At 30.2% G+C, this 15,700-nt stretch carries 14 protein-coding genes; 6 read left to right on the plus strand and 8 right to left on the minus strand.

The genetic code is table 11. The features are described from left to right. Positions 1 to 175: 175 nt before the first annotated feature. Together LPB136_RS05115 and LPB136_RS05120 are read right to left on the minus strand one after the other, a co-directional pair. A complete protein-coding gene (locus LPB136_RS05115) occupies positions 176 to 1,036 on the minus strand; it encodes an SDR family oxidoreductase (protein ID WP_072555099.1) in 861 nt (286 codons plus the stop codon). Between the two features lie 17 nt (positions 1,037 to 1,053). Beyond that, positions 1,054 to 2,076 carry an SDR family oxidoreductase gene (locus LPB136_RS05120; RefSeq protein ID WP_072555100.1) on the minus strand — a complete coding sequence of 341 codons (1,023 nt, stop codon included), beginning with the start codon at positions 2,074 to 2,076 and terminating at the stop codon, positions 1,054 to 1,056. Between the two features lie 129 nt (positions 2,077 to 2,205). Between LPB136_RS05120 and LPB136_RS05125 the strand changes: the two genes are divergently transcribed. The 4 genes from LPB136_RS05125 (at position 2,206) to LPB136_RS05140 (ending at position 4,154) form a co-directional block, all read left to right on the plus strand. Next, the gene (locus tag LPB136_RS05125) at positions 2,206 to 2,628 is read left to right on the plus strand and encodes a winged helix-turn-helix transcriptional regulator (protein WP_072555101.1); all 423 of its coding nucleotides are present in this window, start codon (positions 2,206 to 2,208) and stop codon (positions 2,626 to 2,628) included. 141 nt (positions 2,629 to 2,769) lie between these two features. Beyond that, entirely contained in the window at positions 2,770 to 3,315 is a 546-nt protein-coding gene (locus LPB136_RS05130; RefSeq protein WP_072555102.1) for a YfiT family bacillithiol transferase, read from the plus strand. A gap of 31 nt (positions 3,316 to 3,346) precedes the next feature. Further along, positions 3,347 to 3,811: an Mpo1 family 2-hydroxy fatty acid dioxygenase gene (locus tag LPB136_RS05135; protein ID WP_072555103.1), complete on the plus strand. Its 465-nt coding sequence runs from the start codon at positions 3,347 to 3,349 to the stop codon at positions 3,809 to 3,811. 4 nt (positions 3,812 to 3,815) lie between these two features. Beyond that, positions 3,816 to 4,154 carry a tRNA-binding protein gene (locus tag LPB136_RS05140; protein WP_072555104.1) on the plus strand — a complete coding sequence of 113 codons (339 nt, stop codon included), beginning with the start codon at positions 3,816 to 3,818 and terminating at the stop codon, positions 4,152 to 4,154. Here LPB136_RS05140 and LPB136_RS05145 read toward each other — a convergent pair. The 4 genes from LPB136_RS05145 to LPB136_RS05160 form a co-directional block, all read right to left on the minus strand. Beyond that, on the minus strand, positions 4,147 to 4,503 hold the full coding sequence (locus tag LPB136_RS05145; protein ID WP_072555105.1) for a hypothetical protein: 357 nt from the start codon (positions 4,501 to 4,503) through the stop codon (positions 4,147 to 4,149). The two genes, LPB136_RS05140 and LPB136_RS05145, sit on opposite strands and share 8 nt — an antisense overlap. A 3-nt stretch (positions 4,504 to 4,506) precedes the next feature. Continuing rightward, a complete protein-coding gene (locus LPB136_RS05150) occupies positions 4,507 to 4,665 on the minus strand; it encodes a YqaE/Pmp3 family membrane protein (protein WP_072555106.1) in 159 nt (52 codons plus the stop codon). 262 nt (positions 4,666 to 4,927) lie between these two features. Further along, positions 4,928 to 7,426: a M14 family metallopeptidase gene (locus LPB136_RS05155; RefSeq protein WP_204218374.1), complete on the minus strand. Its 2,499-nt coding sequence runs from the start codon at positions 7,424 to 7,426 to the stop codon at positions 4,928 to 4,930. A gap of 167 nt (positions 7,427 to 7,593) precedes the next feature. Then, entirely contained in the window at positions 7,594 to 8,406 is an 813-nt protein-coding gene (locus LPB136_RS05160; protein ID WP_072555107.1) for a DUF1338 domain-containing protein, read from the minus strand. A gap of 181 nt (positions 8,407 to 8,587) precedes the next feature. Between LPB136_RS05160 and LPB136_RS05165 the strand changes: the two genes are divergently transcribed. Beyond that, positions 8,588 to 11,500, plus strand: a complete 2,913-nt coding sequence (locus LPB136_RS05165; protein WP_072555108.1) for an FAD-binding and (Fe-S)-binding domain-containing protein — start codon at positions 8,588 to 8,590, stop codon at positions 11,498 to 11,500. 49 nt (positions 11,501 to 11,549) lie between these two features. Here LPB136_RS05165 and LPB136_RS05170 read toward each other — a convergent pair whose 3' ends face one another. Further along, positions 11,550 to 12,413 carry an OmpA/MotB family protein gene (locus tag LPB136_RS05170; protein WP_072555109.1) on the minus strand — a complete coding sequence of 288 codons (864 nt, stop codon included), beginning with the start codon at positions 12,411 to 12,413 and terminating at the stop codon, positions 11,550 to 11,552. 175 nt (positions 12,414 to 12,588) lie between these two features. Continuing rightward, positions 12,589 to 15,225, minus strand: coding sequence for a valine--tRNA ligase (locus tag LPB136_RS05175; RefSeq protein WP_072555110.1), 2,637 nt, complete (start codon positions 15,223 to 15,225; stop codon positions 12,589 to 12,591). 106 nt (positions 15,226 to 15,331) lie between these two features. On the opposite strand from LPB136_RS05175, the gene LPB136_RS05180 reads away from it, so the two are divergent. Next, a complete protein-coding gene (locus LPB136_RS05180; protein ID WP_072555111.1) occupies positions 15,332 to 15,694 on the plus strand; it encodes a DUF1573 domain-containing protein in 363 nt (120 codons plus the stop codon). The last annotated feature ends 6 nt before the right edge of the window (positions 15,695 to 15,700 follow it).

Here is a 15,700-nt window from a genome sequence, read left to right on the forward strand (position 1 = left end):
GAATATAAGTCATTATAACGACGCATATTCAGAAATACATTGTAGCCAATAAGAAAACACTCAAACTTTATTTAAAAACCTGAGTGAAATTTAGCCTTAAAAACCTGATTAATAGTTCATATTATGATTTTTAAGTATCTATAATTGATTAAAAAAAATTATACGCTACCATTTTTTATTTTTCAATGGAATGTGCAAGTTCTTGAGAAAAGTCGGTGAAATTACGAGGCTTACGTCCTAAAACATTTTCTACTGTATCTGTTACAGAAGTATAATCTCCTACTGTAAACCACTCAAACATTTCTCCAAATTCTACAGCTAACCAATCTCCTACCCCAGCTTGTTTATAGGCTCCAATTAAAGCTTCTTTTGGTATATCCACATAATTAATTTGTTTACCACTAGCTGTTGTCAACAATGCAGCATGCTGCGCAGATGTAAGGGCTTCTGGTCCGGTTAGACAATACGTTTTTCCTGAATGCCCATCTTCTGTTAAAGCCTTTACGGCTACTGCAGCAACATCATTAATATCTACCAAACTAAGTGCAGTATCTCCAAAGCAGGAATAAAAATTTCCTTCAGCATTAATTGTTTCAAGATTTAGATAAAAATACTGAAAGAACATATTTGGTTGAATTAATGTGTAATCTAAACCAGAATTCTTAATTAATTCGTCTGTAATTGCATGTACGCGTATTGGTCCAGATTGAGCATCTTTTCTTGCTTTATAACCAGATTGCTTAACAAGGTGTTTTACACCAGCTTCTTTTGCTGCAGTAACTATGTTTTCTACCCACTCTTGAGCCTTAGGGTGTATAGGTGTTAATACGTAAATTTTTTCTACGCCTTCGAAAGCAGTAACTAATGATGCTACATCATCGAAATTACCAATACGAATTTGATTTTCTTCTAGACCAAGCTTTGATGTATCACTATGATCATTTGCCATAATACCAAAATCGACTTGATTTTCTTTTAATTGGTTCACGATTGTTGAGCCTGTATTTCCTGTTGCTCCTAATACTAAAATATTCATTTTGTTGTTTTTATTTATTAATTATTATTCATAAGTTGTTTTACACAAGCTGCCGTGTCTAAAATTGATTTTTCGAATGAAATCGGTTTCCAATCAAAAACTTCCATCGTCTGGCTTACATCTGCATGATATGTATTTCCAATAAAAGGCTTCATTGCTTTCAAATCACTATTAAATCTTGACATAAATTTTAATAGAGAATTTGGACCTTCAAGTGTGCTAACTTTTTTATTGCCATTTGATTTTAAGATTTTAGCCATTTCCTTAAATGAATATGGTTTTTCTGACGCTACTACAAATCTTCTCCCATTTGCCTTCTCATTTTCTAATGCTTTTACATGAATAAGAGCAACATCTCTTACATCAGACATATTCATTGCTGCTTTTGCAAGCATTGGCATTTTACCAGTAATCATATCTTTAACAATATTCATTGATTCACCTGCAATTTTATTAGACAAGGTTGGTCCCCAAATTCCTCCTGGATTTATAACAACCAACTCTAACCTATTTTCACCCTTTTGTTCTTTAATAAAATCCCAAGCACTTTTTTCGGCAAGTGTTTTACTCTTAACATAAGCCGTCATATTTTTTGCATTTGTATTTGTCCAGGTATCTTCGGTTATGTTTATCGACTTATTGGCATCTTCAAACATAGCAACCAAAGAAGAAGTTAAAACAACACGTTTAACACCTGCCTTTTTTGCAAACCTTAAAGCTCGTTGTGTACCTTCAATGGCAGGTTTTATTAATTCATTTTCATCTTTAGGCTCTGTAGTAACATAAGGAGATGCAATATGCAAGACATAATCGCAACCTTGCATTGCTTCTTTCCAGCCATCATTATTTAAAAGATTGAGTTCACAAAACTCTAAATTGCCATTTGGCTCAACTTCATTTTGAATCGCTTTTGTTAATTGTGCTGTTTTAGATAAGTTTCTTACAGAACCGCGAACAGAATATCCCTTTTTTAATAATTCTGCAGCAGTGTGTAAACCAACATATCCTGAAATTCCTGTTACTAATACTTTTTTCATCATCTATAAATTTTATAATTACAATAAATTATTACTTGCTAATTGCAAGCAAAGGTAGTATTTTACTTTTATTTTACAAGTAATAAATAAAAAAATGTATTTTTGCTATATTATTTTATATAAAATTTATAGATGATGAAAAATAAATTTAGATGTGAGTGCCCTATTACAAGCGCTATTGATATTATTGGAGACAAGTGGTCTTTAATAATTATTAAACAAATGTTGATTGAAGGAAAGAAAACATTTAAAGATTTTATTGAAAGCGAAGAAGCTATAGCAACAAATATTTTGTCATCAAGGTTAAAAATGCTTGAAGAATTTAAAATTATAATAAAAGGAAAACTTCCTGAAAACAAAAAAACAAATATTTATACTTTAACAGATAAAGGAATTGCATTAACACCAATAATTGTAGAATTATCAATTTGGAGCGACAATAATTTACGAGAATTTCATTCAGATTTATATCAAGGAGAGCAGATTGAAATTATAAGAGGTAACAAAGAAAAGTTTATTGAAAATATTATAGAAAATTATAAGAAAAAGATCTAACTACATTACCATATATAATTTATTACTGGCTTCTCGCTTACTTACGAAAATCCTCTCGGACATTCTTGGTCAGTAATTATTTACTAAATTAGTTGCTTAAACAACGTAACAAAGCTTATACAACAACGTTAGCGAACTGACATGAAAACTCCAACTCTAGAACAACAAAAATATCCAATAGGACAACCAAATATTCCAACTATAATTACTTCAGAAGTTATTAAAGAGTGGATTACAACTTTAGATAGTTTTCCTGAGAAACTAGATACATTAACAGCTAATTTATCTGAAGAACAATTAAATACTCAATACAGAGATGGAGGTTGGTCTATAAGACAAGTTGTACATCATTGTTATGATAGTCATCAAAATTCTTATACACGTTTTAAATGGGCATTAACTGAAGATAAACCTTTAATAAAAGCTTATTATGAAGATCGCTGGGCAAAATTGCACGACTCTAAAAATGCGCCAATTATTCTTTCTATAAACGCCTTAAAAGCATTACATGCAAAATGGGTGTATTTATTAAAAGGGCTTTCTGATAGCGATTTAAACACTTATTTTGTGCATCCAAGTGGAAATGAAAAAGTAGGTTTAAAAGAAAATATTGGTATTTATGCATGGCATTGTAACCATCATTTTGCGCATATTGAAAATTTATTAATTAGAAAAAGTTGGATTTAATTTATATCTTTCAACTTCCAAACAAAAATTTATGAAAACTGCACAACAATGGTTTGATGAATATGCCGTAAGTCATCAAAATGAAACCAATCAATTAATACATTATATCTGTGTTCCAGCTATATTTTTTAGTGTAATTGGTTTGTTTATGAGTATTCCTACAGGTTTTTTAACATCATTAAAACTATACAATCCATTATTAGAAAATTGGGCGTTTATTTTTGGTGCTTTAGTTTCCTTTTTATTTTACTTACGTTTAGGTTTTTGGTATTTTTTACAAATGATTTTTGTAATTCTGCTTTCAATTGCTGGGAATTATTGGATTAGCGGTAACTTTAATTTATTATGGTTTTCAATTGCTGTCTTTGTAATTGCTTGGATTGGTCAATTTTATGGTCATAAGGTTGAAGGTAAAAAACCATCGTTATTTAAAGATTTACAGTTTTTATTGATTGGCCCTCTTTGGGTTATTCAGAAATTAGGAGGCAAAAAATAAGTTTATGAAAGAAGAAATTACATTCGAAGATTTTTTAAAAGTAGATGTAAGAATAGGAACAATTATAGAAGTAACCGATTTTCCTAAGGCACATAAACCTGCTTATCAATTACATATTGATTTTGGAGATTTAGGTATTAAAAAATCGAGTGCGCAAATAACAAATCTATATACAAAAGAAGATTTATTAAACCGACAAGTAACTGCAATTGTAAACTTTAAGCCAAGACAAATAGCTAATTTTATGAGCGAATGTTTGGTTATTGGTGTTTATAATGAAAATGAAGAGGTTGTTTTATTACAAGCTTCTAAAGAGATTAAAAATGGTGAGCAGGTTAATTAAATATTAATTTCAAATGTAATTTTTTATCTGTTATTTTTTTAATCGACCATTCTTTAAAATCTATAAAATCTTTTTCTTCAGACAAAATTAAGGTTGTATTGTTTTTAATTTTCCAATAACCAATATTTAAATTCTTTTTATTTAATCTACAAATATTTAAGTTAAATTGATAAACTCCATTTTTCTCAAAAGTTAATGTTCCATCTAATTTATCTTGATCATATTTTACAAACTTCATCAGTTTTTCATCTATATTTTCTATTTGCCAATTTACATATAACTTTTCATCAACCTGAGAAAAACTAAAATTAGCTATAAATAGAAATAGTATCAAAATAACTTTTATCATAAATCAACTCTTCGGATTATTTAAAATAACCAAAGCTCCAATTACTCCTGGAATCCATCCGCAAAGCGTTAGCAAAAATATTATAAAAAAAGAACCGCAACCTTTTCCTAAAACCGATAAAGGTGGAAAAATGATTGCCAATAAAACTCTAAAAAAACTCATAGTACAATTTGGGTTAGTACTATAAAGACGCTTAATTACTGGTTTTGTTACAAAAAAATAAGTTGCATAGTTACAAAGTTGCAAAGCTAAGCTTTATAACTCTGTAACTCTGTAACTCTGTAACTTTGAAACTTTGAGACTTTGAGACTTTGAGACTTTGAAACTAAAAAAAAAAAACATCTTATCTCAATTGTCATTTCGACCATAGGAGAAATCTCTTTTTTTTGACTGCTACTGTCAACTGAATACAGAATACCGAAACCTACATCTTATCTCCAAAGAAAATTGCATTCATAAATAACTTATTAGTTCCGTACCAAAAAGCTCTAAAGTTGGTGTTATCCGTAAATACAATAACTCTTCCGCTGCCCATTCTTTGTACTTTAAACGGAACCGTATTTTTAATCAACTTACTATTTTCTTTAGATATATAACCACTTAATAACGGATTAGAAGTATATTGAATTGGGTTATTATAACTCTTTTTATCAGCATTAATAAACAAGGTTGTATTTCTAAACATAGCAATTTTATCATTTTTATACCCAAAGTTTATTGGATGCGAACGATCTATGTTCGCTTCAAAAATTGCACCTCCAATAACTTGAGCACCAGATTTTAAAGATCTATTTTCAAAAGACACGTTTTCAATAGTATCGTTTTTCTTTTTCTTAAAATCTAAAGAAATAAACTTGTTAGAATTTAACCAACGAGTTGCATTTTTATAACCAATTAATGTTCCGCCATTTCTAACCCAAGTTTTTAGTTTTTCAACTTTATTTTTATCCATTGAATAACTATTTGGAACAATTAACACGTTATACCTACTCATATCAACCCTATTTAGGTAAGACATATCTAATTTTGTTACCTTCATATTAAAACGAGTATCTAATAAATGCCACATTTCTCCAGAATCATAACTTGTAATTCCATCACCAACTAACATGGCAATTTTAGGTTGCTTTACTGCTCTAAAATTATTAGAACCTAAGTCAATCCCGTCATTTAAACCTGTGTTTACAGCGTTTAAATTTAAGTTACTTTCATTTGCAACTTCTTGTAGAAAAGAAAACATTTCTGTGGAATTTAATTTCTGATTCTGAACAGGAATAAAAATAGTTCCATAATCATACGAAATTCCGCCATTTTTAAAGTTCTTCATTGATACTTTTGCACGTAACCCTTTTTCTAAAATTGCATTCAATGCTTTTGGCGTATAATATTCGTTCCAAGGCATTAAATAACCATAATCACTTTTAAAACTAACATTTCCAGATTTCATTTTTAAATCTAAAATCTCATTTCCTGCTTTAGAAAGCGAAACATTTTCTGCATAATCAACTCCAAAAGAATGATTAAAAGTCCACGCAGAAACATCATAAAATAAGCTATCTTTAAACGTTTTACGAACATCAAACATTGCTTTTACCAAACGCTGATTCTTTTGATTCATAGGAACTACATAACTATATCCTTTTTTAAATTGTTTTCCGTTTGAAGAAAAATCAGATTTTACTTCGTGAATTTTAATCTGATGACGTTTTAAAACTTCAGCTAAATGAAAACTTTTTGCAGCATCTTTTTCATCACCAAAAACAATGGCTTTATTTTCTCCTGAATTTCTTGAATTTTTATAAAAATCTTGTTGGTATTGTAAGATTTTTACACGCATATTTTTTGCCGCTTCTAAAGTTGATAAAGCTGCCGTAAATTGATTTCTAATAGTAAACGGAAAAGTTAAAATTCCGTTATCACTTTCTTGTGCATGACCACGAGAACTTGCTTGTTCAAACAAAATACCGATACTTCCATTTATGTCTGGAAAGGTTGAACCTTTACCGTAATAAAAATCATCAAAACTTTCTTCAGAATAATACATTGAACCAATTTTATCAAAAGCTTTTGCATGATAGGTTGCAATTTCTTTTGTTAAATCTTGATTCATTTGTGGTGTTAACGGATTGGTTCTACTTGGAATACCAGGCTGAAAAAAGAAACTTGAATTGGTTCCCATTTCATGATGATCCGTTAAAATATTAGGCAACCATTTATGAAAACTTGCTATTCTTGCTCTACTTTCTGGTAATTGAACTGGCAACCAATCTCTATTCATATCAAACCAATAGTGATTGGTTCTTCCTCCAGGCCAAACTTCTCTATATTCTCTGTCATTTGGATCTGGATTAATATTTTGAGCCTTATTTGTATTTGCCCAATACGCAAAACGTTGCAAACCGTCTGGATTAAATGATGGATCAAATAAAATAACGGTATTGTTTAATAATTCATCAATTTTATTTCCTTGTGCAGCTGCCAAATAATAAGCAGCAGCTAAGCCTGCATTTGCACCACTTGGTTCATTTCCATGAATTGAAAAACCTTGATACACAACAATTGGTGCATTTGAAACATTAATTGAAGCATTATTTGTTGCTTCAATATGTGTAGTTCTAATTACTTCTAAATTCTGATGATTTTTAGGCGAAGTAATTGTTAATAATAACAAAGGTCTTCCTTCAAACGTAGCTCCTCTATTTTCAATAGAAATCCTGTCTGAAGAAGCTGCCAAGGCTTTCATGTATTCAACTAACTTATCATGTGTAACGTGCCACTCACCTACTTCATGACCAATTACAGATTTTGGTGTTGGAATTGCAGAATTATATGTTACATCTTTAGGTAAATAATACGATAAATCTACTTGTTGCGCAGATATTGACAACGAAGTAATTAAGAAAAGAAAAAGTAGTTTTTTCATTATAAAAAGTTTGTTAGTTTTCAGCTTACAAGATAAAGAAACAAAAAGATTGTATAATTTACCACAACCTATTTAACGTATCTTTAACAAAGTTAAATGCAATATAAAAGGCATAAAAAAACCTCACTAAGTTAGTGAGGTTTTCAATATTATAATATAAATGAAATTTACTTGTCTTGTAATTTCATATCTGTACTTTCAAAAATTTTGTCTGCAGAACCTGCAATAAAACCAGAATATAATTCGCCATTTTGCATTGGATGACGGAATGAAAACTCATAATAACAAGAAGTTATTTCTTTAGTAATCTCTTTAAAAGCAACAGGAATTGTATCTGCTAAAATACTAGATTGCTCTAAAAATTCAGCTGGAGTTCCTTTAATTTCTCCACCAGAAGTATTCATTTTAAATCCGTTTTCTTTTACAAACTCGTTTACTTCTTGCAGCGAATTAAAAGTATCTAATTTGTTTACATCAACGGTAAAATGGTTAGAACAGAATCCATTTACATACAACCAAGCTGCATATTCAGTTTCTTCTTGAAGTTTTTCATACACATCAAATGAAGGTTGCTCCCATAAACGTCCTTTAAAAACTAATTCTTGCGGATTTAAATTTTCCGAAGGAATAGCATCAATCATATTCTTTACAGTTTCCTGTAAATCATTAGAAAACTCTTTGGTTAATAACTGACTAATAAATACTCTTGGCGCATCTTTATCAGTTGCATGCTCATAATGTTTTGCGTATAATTTCTTTTTCTCAAAATGATAATCGCCACATTCTTTGTAACCTGCTTTAATAAATGGAGTTGCTAAAACCTCGATATTTACACGTTCGTCGTCAAATGTTCTAAAGGCTACATGGTCGTTAAAAACGTTGTTTCCCTTTGTAATAAACAAATCTTTAATTTTCTGTGCAGAAGGAGTTCTTTCTGTATACTCTTTCCACAAGGCATCAAATATTTCTACTGTATTCATTTTACTTTTTAAACAAATGTAAAATATTATTTCAATTTTATCATTTTTATTTTAGTTACAAAATCACTAATTTTTATTTACAATATTTATCAATTCAATAAAAATTTTCAAACTCCTTTTCTAACTTCTACAAATCATTATTTTATTCAGATATTTGTAAATAAGATATTTTACAATTTAGATGAGTAATACTGCAACTTTAGAAACTTTACACAGTTCACTTTCTGGTGATGTTCTTTTTGATAATTTACACAAAACGTTATACGCAACAGATGCTTCTGTGTATCGTAAAATTCCACTAGCAGTTGCTTTTCCGAAGGATGTAAAGGATATTCAAACTTTAATTGATTTTGCTACAAAAAACAGCATTACTTTAATACCAAGAACTGCGGGAACATCACTTGCAGGACAATGTGTTGGAGATGGAATTGTAGTGGACGTTTCTAAACATTTTACCAATATTTTGGCTTTTGATGAACAAGCAAAAACGATTACTCTTGAACCTGGAATAATTAGAGACGATTTAAACGTATTTCTAAAACCATTTGGTTTATTTTTTGGACCAAACACCTCAACATCAAATAGATGTATGATTGGCGGAATGGTTGGTAATAATTCATCAGGAAGCACGTCAATCCGTTACGGAGTTACACGTGATAAAGTGCTAAGCATTGATACTATTTTATCTGACGGAAGTTTAGCTACTTTTTCTGAAATTTCTTCAGAAGAATTTAAACAGAAATCTAGAGAAAATACGAAAGAAGGAAAAATATATAAATCGATTTTAAATGAGCTTTCTTCGGAAGAAAATCAGCAAGAAATTAAAAACGAATTTCCGAAGGAAAGTATTCACAGAAGATGTACTGGTTATGCAGTTGATGAATTTCTAAAATCCGATTTATTTGGCGGAAATAAATCAACAATAAACGTTGCTAAATTTTTAGCAGGAAGCGAAGGAACTTTAGCCTTTTCAACCGCAATTACTATTCAGTTAGACAACTTACCTCCTACTGAAAGTATTATGATTTGTACGCATTTTAAAAGTATAAATGAAAGCTTAAAAGCTACAATTATTGCCATGAATCACAATTTATATAATTGTGAATTGATGGATAAAACCATTTTAGATTGTACAAAAGATAATCGCGAATTAGCAAAAAATAGGTTTTTTTTACAAGGAGATCCAGAAGCAGTTTTAATGTTAGAAGTTTCAGCAAACACACTTGAAGAAGCAGAAATTTTAGCAGATAATTTAATTGCAGATTTAGATAAAAACAACTTTGGTTATCATCACCCTAAAGTGTACGGAAACGATCTAGCTAAAGTGCATTATTTAAGAAAAGCTGGTTTAGGTGCTTTGGCAAATATTGTTGGCGATAAAAAAGCAGTTGCTTGTATAGAAGACACAGCCGTTGCTTTAGAAGATTTACCAAATTATATTGAGGAATTTACTCAAATTATGGCTAAATATCAGCAAAATGCTGTGTATTATGCACACGCAGGAGCTGGAGAATTACACTTACGCCCAATTCTTAATTTAAAGAAAAAGGAAGATGTAGTTTTATTCAGAAAAATTACCACAGAAACTGCCGAACTTGTTAAGAAATATAAAGGTTCTTTTTCTGGTGAACATGGCGATGGAATTGTACGTGCAGAGTTTATTCCACTAATGATTGGTGATAAAAACTATCAATTATTAAGACGCATAAAAAAAGCCTTTGATCCAAATAACGTTTTTAACCAAGGAAAAATTACGGATGCTTTTCCGATGGACAAAAGCCTACGTTATGAAATTGACCGAAGTGAACCAACAATTAAAACACTACAAGATTTTTCTGCAAGTGAAGGAATTTTAAAACTTGCTGAAAAATGTAATGGTTCTGGCGATTGTAGAAAATCTCCTGAAGCTGGTGGAACTATGTGTCCAAGTTACCGAGCAACAAAAAACGAGAAAGACACAACAAGAGCAAGAGCAAATACTTTACGTGAAGTTTTAGCCAATAATACGGCACAAAATAAATTTGATTCTAAGGAATTAAAAGAAGTTTTTGATTTGTGTTTAAGCTGTAAAGCATGTGCAACTGAATGTCCAAGTAATGTTGATGTTTCTGCTTTAAAAGCAGAATTTTTGTATCAATATCAAGAAGAAAACGGGTATTCTTTTAGAAGTAAGTTGTTTGCTAACAATGTAAAATATAATAAATTAGGTAGTAAATTTCCTGCAATTACAAATTTTATAACCAACACAACACTTTCTAAAAAGGTAATGGGAATTGCCACAGAACGCTCAGTTCCTAAATTGGCGAAAAAGCCATTAGAAAGTTGGTTGAAAAAACGAATTGTCACTTCGAGCGCAGTCGAGAAGTCTCACAAAATAGTTTACTTATTTAACGATGAGTTTACCAATTATTATGATGCAGAAATTGGGAAAGATGCAGTTATCATTTTAGAAAAGTTAGGTTATACTATACAAGCGGTTAAGCATTCAGAAAGTGGAAGAAGTTTTATTTCTAAAGGTTTTTTAAAGGAAGCTAAACAAGTTTGTAATAAAAATATTATCGTTTTTAAAGACTTAATTACTGAAGACTCACCATTAATTGGAATAGAACCTTCTGCAATTTTAACGTTTAGAGATGAATATTTACGATTAGCAGAAGACAAACCTTCAGCAGAGAAAATAGCAAAAAACTCTTTTACAATTGAAGAGTTTTTAGCTAGTGAATTTGAAAAAGGTAATCTTGATACTTCAATTTTCACGAATAAATCGAAAGAATTAAAGATTCATGGTCATTGTCATCAAAAGGCATTATCGTCTACACATGCAAGTTTTTCAATTTTAAATATTCCGAAGAACTACAAAGTAACAATCTTAAATACGGGTTGTTGTGGTATGGCTGGAAGTTTTGGTTACGAGAAAGAACATTATAAAGTTTCTATGCAAGTTGGCGAAGACACTTTATTTCCGAAAGTAAGAAACTGTTCTCCAGAAACTGAAATTGTTGCCGCTGGAACAAGTTGTAGACATCAAATTTTTGATGGTACAAAACGTATTGCAAAACATCCAATATCAATATTAAAAGAAGCTTTGGCATAAAAAAAAGCACCCTAAAATTAGGATGCTCTTTCCGATTTTAAAATTAAAATTATGGTTTAAGGGTATTATTTTCTGCTAACATACCAAAGAACTTATCTAAGTTTGGTAAAATAACAATACGTGTTCTACGGTTTCTAGCTCTATTTTCTTTAGTATCATTTAACACTAACGGCACAGAACTACCTCTACCTGAAGCTATTAATCTTTCAGATTTAATAAAGTATTTTTTCTCTAATAATCTTACAATAGATGTAGCTCTTTGCACACTTAAGTCCCAGTTATCTTTAATAGTTGCTGTACTAATAGACTGAGAATCTGTATGACCTTCAATCATTACATCCATACTTGGTTCCGAGTTAATTACATCTGCTAATTTTTGTAATAAAGGAAACGCATTCTTATTAACTTTTGCACTTCCAGATCTAAATAAAAGTTTATCAGAAACTGAAATCATAACAACTGTATTTTCTACATTTATGTCAATATCGCTATCATTATAAATTCCGGCAGAATTCATAGAGTTCTTTAAATTGTAATCTAGAACTAAATTAACGGTATCTTTTAAAGTTTTAGCTTGTGCTAATTTATTTGCGTCAATTTTGGATAAAGTTGCATTTAACCCTTCTCTTTGTTCTTTTGATAAAATTATTTTATTATCATCAGAAAAATTCAATTTACTTTTTTCAAGAGTTACATTTTCATCTTTTAATGAGTTAATTTTATTGTTATAATTATCTACTCTTTTTTCAATTTTTGCAAACTTAGCCTCTAAAGCCTCTTTTTCTAAAGTTGTTTTTTGAAGATTTCCATTTGCATCAATATATTGTTGCTCTAATTGAGCATATTTCTTTTTTGAAACACAAGATGTTGTTAATAAAGAAATTGCAACAAAAGGAATGATAAATTTTTTCATGATAAATTGTTTTAATTATATAATACTTATTTAGTTGTTATTCATGTACTATATATTAAACAACTAAGTTTTAAAAAACCCTACCCTAAAAATTAAATATTTAAAAAAAAGAACAAAAAAAATCCATAAAAACTTAGTTTTCATGGATTTATAAATATAAAAAAAATATAAAGTTTTATTTAAGAGAAGCTAAACTTGACTTAATAGTTTCAATTTTAGCAACAGTATCAGCTTCTTTTTTACGCTCTAATGCCAAAACTTTTTCTGGTGCATTGTTTACAAAACGTTCATTAGAAAGCTTCTTTTGAATTCCGAATAAGAAACCTTCTGCTCTTTTTAATTCAGCATTTAGTTTTTCAGTTTCTGCTTCTACATCAATATCATCAGCAGAAACAGGTATAAAATATTCGTTAGATTTTACTCTAAATGAAGCTCCTTCTACTTTTTCTGTAACATAATTTATAGTTGAAGCATTTGTTAACTTTTGAATTACAACATCGAATTCTTTTGTGTTGTTTTCATTATTAACCGCAAACAATTCTACCGCATCTTTAAAAGAAATGTTTTTATCTTTTCTAATAGTTCTAATTCCTGAAACTACACCAGTTGCAAAATCAAAATCAGCAATAATTTTAGAATCAAAATCTTTAATTGTTGGGTATTTTGCAATTACCAATGCTTCTTCTGGAGTTCTTTCTGTAATATGTTGCCAAATTTCTTCTGTTAAAAATGGCATAAACGGATGTAAAACTTTTAAATTATTTTCTAAAACAGCAATTATAGATTCAAATGTTTTAGCGTCAATTGGTTGTTGATATCCTGGTTTTACAATCTCTAATAACCATGAAGAAAAATCGTCCATAATTAGCTTGTACATAGACATTAACGCGTCAGACAAACGATATTTACTATAATGATCTTCTATTTCTACTAACGCTTTTTGAAACTTAGCTTCATACCAAGCTAAACCTATTTTAGCGGTTTCTGGTTGTGGTAAATTTGCATCTACTTCCCAACCTTTTATCAAACGGAAAGCATTCCAAATTTTATTAACAAAACCTTTTCCTTGCTGACATAAATCTTCATCAAACATTAAATCGTTTCCAGCGGCAGAGCTTAATAAAAGTCCAACACGAACTCCATCTGCTCCATAATCTTCAATTAACTTTAAAGCATCTGGTGAGTTACCTAAAGATTTAGACATTTTACGTCTTTGTTTATCTCTAACTAAACCTGTTAAATAAACATTATTGAAAGGTTTTTCATTTTTATATTCATATCCAGCAACAATCATACGTGCAACCCAGAAAAATAAAATATCTGGCCCCGTTACTAAATCGTTTGTTGGATAGTAGTATTTAATTTCTTCGTTTTCAGGGTTTCTAATTCCGTCGAAAACAGACATTGGCCATAACCAAGAAGAAAACCATGTATCTAAAGCATCTTCATCTTGTTTTAAGTCTTTAGTAGTTAATGTTGAGTTTTGAGTTTTCTCTTTCGCAAGCTCAAGAGCTTCTTCAATGCTTTCAGCAACTACAAAATCTTCTTTTCCGTCTCCGTAGAAATATGCAGGAATTTGTTGTCCCCACCAAAGTTGACGAGAAATATTCCAATCACGCACATTTTCCATCCAATGACGGTACGTGTTTTCGAACTTCTTTGGATATAAATTGATTTCTGTATCTTCTCCTAAAACTGCATCAATAGCCGGTTTAGCTAAATCAGTCATTTTTAAAAACCATTGATCAGACAATCTTGGTTCAATAACAGCTTTGGTTCTTTCTGATGTTCCTACTTTATTGGTGTGAACTTCAGTTTTTAGTAGAATTCCTTTTTCTTCTAATTCTTTGGTAACTTCTTTTCTAGCTACAAACCTATCTTTTCCTTCATAATGCAATCCGAAAGAGTTTAAAGAAGCATCATCATTAAAAATATCTATTACTTCTAATTTATGCTTATCACCTAAAACTTTATCGTTTTCATCATGAGCAGGTGTAACTTTTAAACATCCTGTCCCAAACTCTACATCTACATATTCATCTTCAATAATAGGAATTACTCTTCCGCAGAGCGGAACAATAGCTTTTTTACCTTTTAAGTGTGTAAAACGTTCATCATTTGGATTGATACAAATTGCAGTATCACCAAAAATAGTTTCTGGTCTTGTTGTTGCAATTGTTAACGTATCTTCTGAATCTTCAATTTTATATTCTAAATAATAAAGATTTCCTTGTTTTTCAATATGAATAACTTCTTCATCTGAAAGTGTTGTTTTTGCTTCAGGATCCCAGTTTACCATTCTGTAACCACGGTAAATTAAACCTTTGTTGTATAAATCAACAAAAACTTTAATTACAGATTCAGACATTGCTGGATCCATTGTAAAAGCAGTTCTTTCCCAATCGCAAGAAGCACCAATTTTCTTTAATTGATCAAGAATTATTCCTCCATACTCATGTTTCCATTCCCAAGCGTGTGCTAAAAATTCTTCACGAGTTAAATCGTTTTTATTAATTCCTTGTTCTTTTAACTTCGCAACAACTTTAGCTTCAGTAGCTATTGAAGCGTGGTCTGTTCCAGGAACCCAACAAGCATTTTTACCTAATAAACGAGCACGTCTAATTAATACATCTTGAATTGTATTATTCAACATGTGTCCCATGTGCAACACACCTGTTACGTTTGGTGGAGGAATTACAATTGTATAAGGTTCGCGGTCATCTACTTCAGAATGAAAGTAATTATTTTTCATCCAGTAGTCGTACCACTTATCTTCTACTTCACTTGAGTTATATTTTGATGGAATTTGCATCTTTTGGAATGGTTTTTGAAATATAGTAGGCAAAAGTACAATTATCTATTTTCTATAGAAAATGTATAGTTAGTTTTTTATCATTTAAAATTTGTAAATTTGTAGTATGAATAAAGGTTTATTATTAGGTTTAGGATTACTTTTTTCTGTTGGAGTTTCTGCACAAGAGTTTCAATTTGAAAAAGAGACTATTAATTATGGAAAAGTTGCCAAAGGTTCTGACGGAAAACGCATTTTTGAGTTTACCAATATTGGTGATGCTCCACTAATTATAGAAGACATTAAAACTTCTTGTGATTGTGCTGTGCCTGAAAGCCCTAAAAGACCGATAATGCCTGGAGAAAAATCTACGCTAACTGTAGAATATGACACTTCTAAAACTGGTGGTTTTTCTAAAACTATTACCATTTTTTCAAATGCTAAAAGTGAGATAAAAAAAATTAAAGTAAAAGGATATATATCTAAATAAGTATAA

This window comes from Tenacibaculum todarodis, assembly GCF_001889045.1.
In the GTDB taxonomy this organism is placed as follows: Bacteria; Bacteroidota; Bacteroidia; order Flavobacteriales; family Flavobacteriaceae; genus Polaribacter; species Polaribacter todarodis.

What these genes read in the sequence shown, in the direction of transcription:
- LPB136_RS05155 (WP_204218374.1), bottom strand. Translation starts at nt 7,426, where the DNA reads ATGAAAAAACTACTTTTTCTTTTCTTAATTACTTCGTTGTCAATATCT.
- LPB136_RS05125 (WP_072555101.1), top strand. Translation starts at nt 2,206, where the DNA reads ATGATGAAAAATAAATTTAGATGTGAGTGCCCTATTACAAGCGCTATT.
- LPB136_RS05115 (WP_072555099.1), bottom strand. Translation starts at nt 1,036, where the DNA reads ATGAATATTTTAGTATTAGGAGCAACAGGAAATACAGGCTCAACAATC.
- LPB136_RS05120 (WP_072555100.1), bottom strand. Translation starts at nt 2,076, where the DNA reads ATGATGAAAAAAGTATTAGTAACAGGAATTTCAGGATATGTTGGTTTA.
- LPB136_RS05170 (WP_072555109.1), bottom strand. Translation starts at nt 12,413, where the DNA reads ATGAAAAAATTTATCATTCCTTTTGTTGCAATTTCTTTATTAACAACA.
- LPB136_RS05165 (WP_072555108.1), top strand. Translation starts at nt 8,588, where the DNA reads ATGAGTAATACTGCAACTTTAGAAACTTTACACAGTTCACTTTCTGGT.
- LPB136_RS05140 (WP_072555104.1), top strand. Translation starts at nt 3,816, where the DNA reads ATGAAAGAAGAAATTACATTCGAAGATTTTTTAAAAGTAGATGTAAGA.
- LPB136_RS05130 (WP_072555102.1), top strand. Translation starts at nt 2,770, where the DNA reads ATGAAAACTCCAACTCTAGAACAACAAAAATATCCAATAGGACAACCA.
- LPB136_RS05145 (WP_072555105.1), bottom strand. Translation starts at nt 4,503, where the DNA reads ATGATAAAAGTTATTTTGATACTATTTCTATTTATAGCTAATTTTAGT.
- LPB136_RS05160 (WP_072555107.1), bottom strand. Translation starts at nt 8,406, where the DNA reads ATGAATACAGTAGAAATATTTGATGCCTTGTGGAAAGAGTATACAGAA.
- LPB136_RS05135 (WP_072555103.1), top strand. Translation starts at nt 3,347, where the DNA reads ATGAAAACTGCACAACAATGGTTTGATGAATATGCCGTAAGTCATCAA.
- LPB136_RS05150 (WP_072555106.1), bottom strand. Translation starts at nt 4,665, where the DNA reads ATGAGTTTTTTTAGAGTTTTATTGGCAATCATTTTTCCACCTTTATCG.
- LPB136_RS05175 (WP_072555110.1), bottom strand. Translation starts at nt 15,225, where the DNA reads ATGCAAATTCCATCAAAATATAACTCAAGTGAAGTAGAAGATAAGTGG.
- LPB136_RS05180 (WP_072555111.1), top strand. Translation starts at nt 15,332, where the DNA reads ATGAATAAAGGTTTATTATTAGGTTTAGGATTACTTTTTTCTGTTGGA.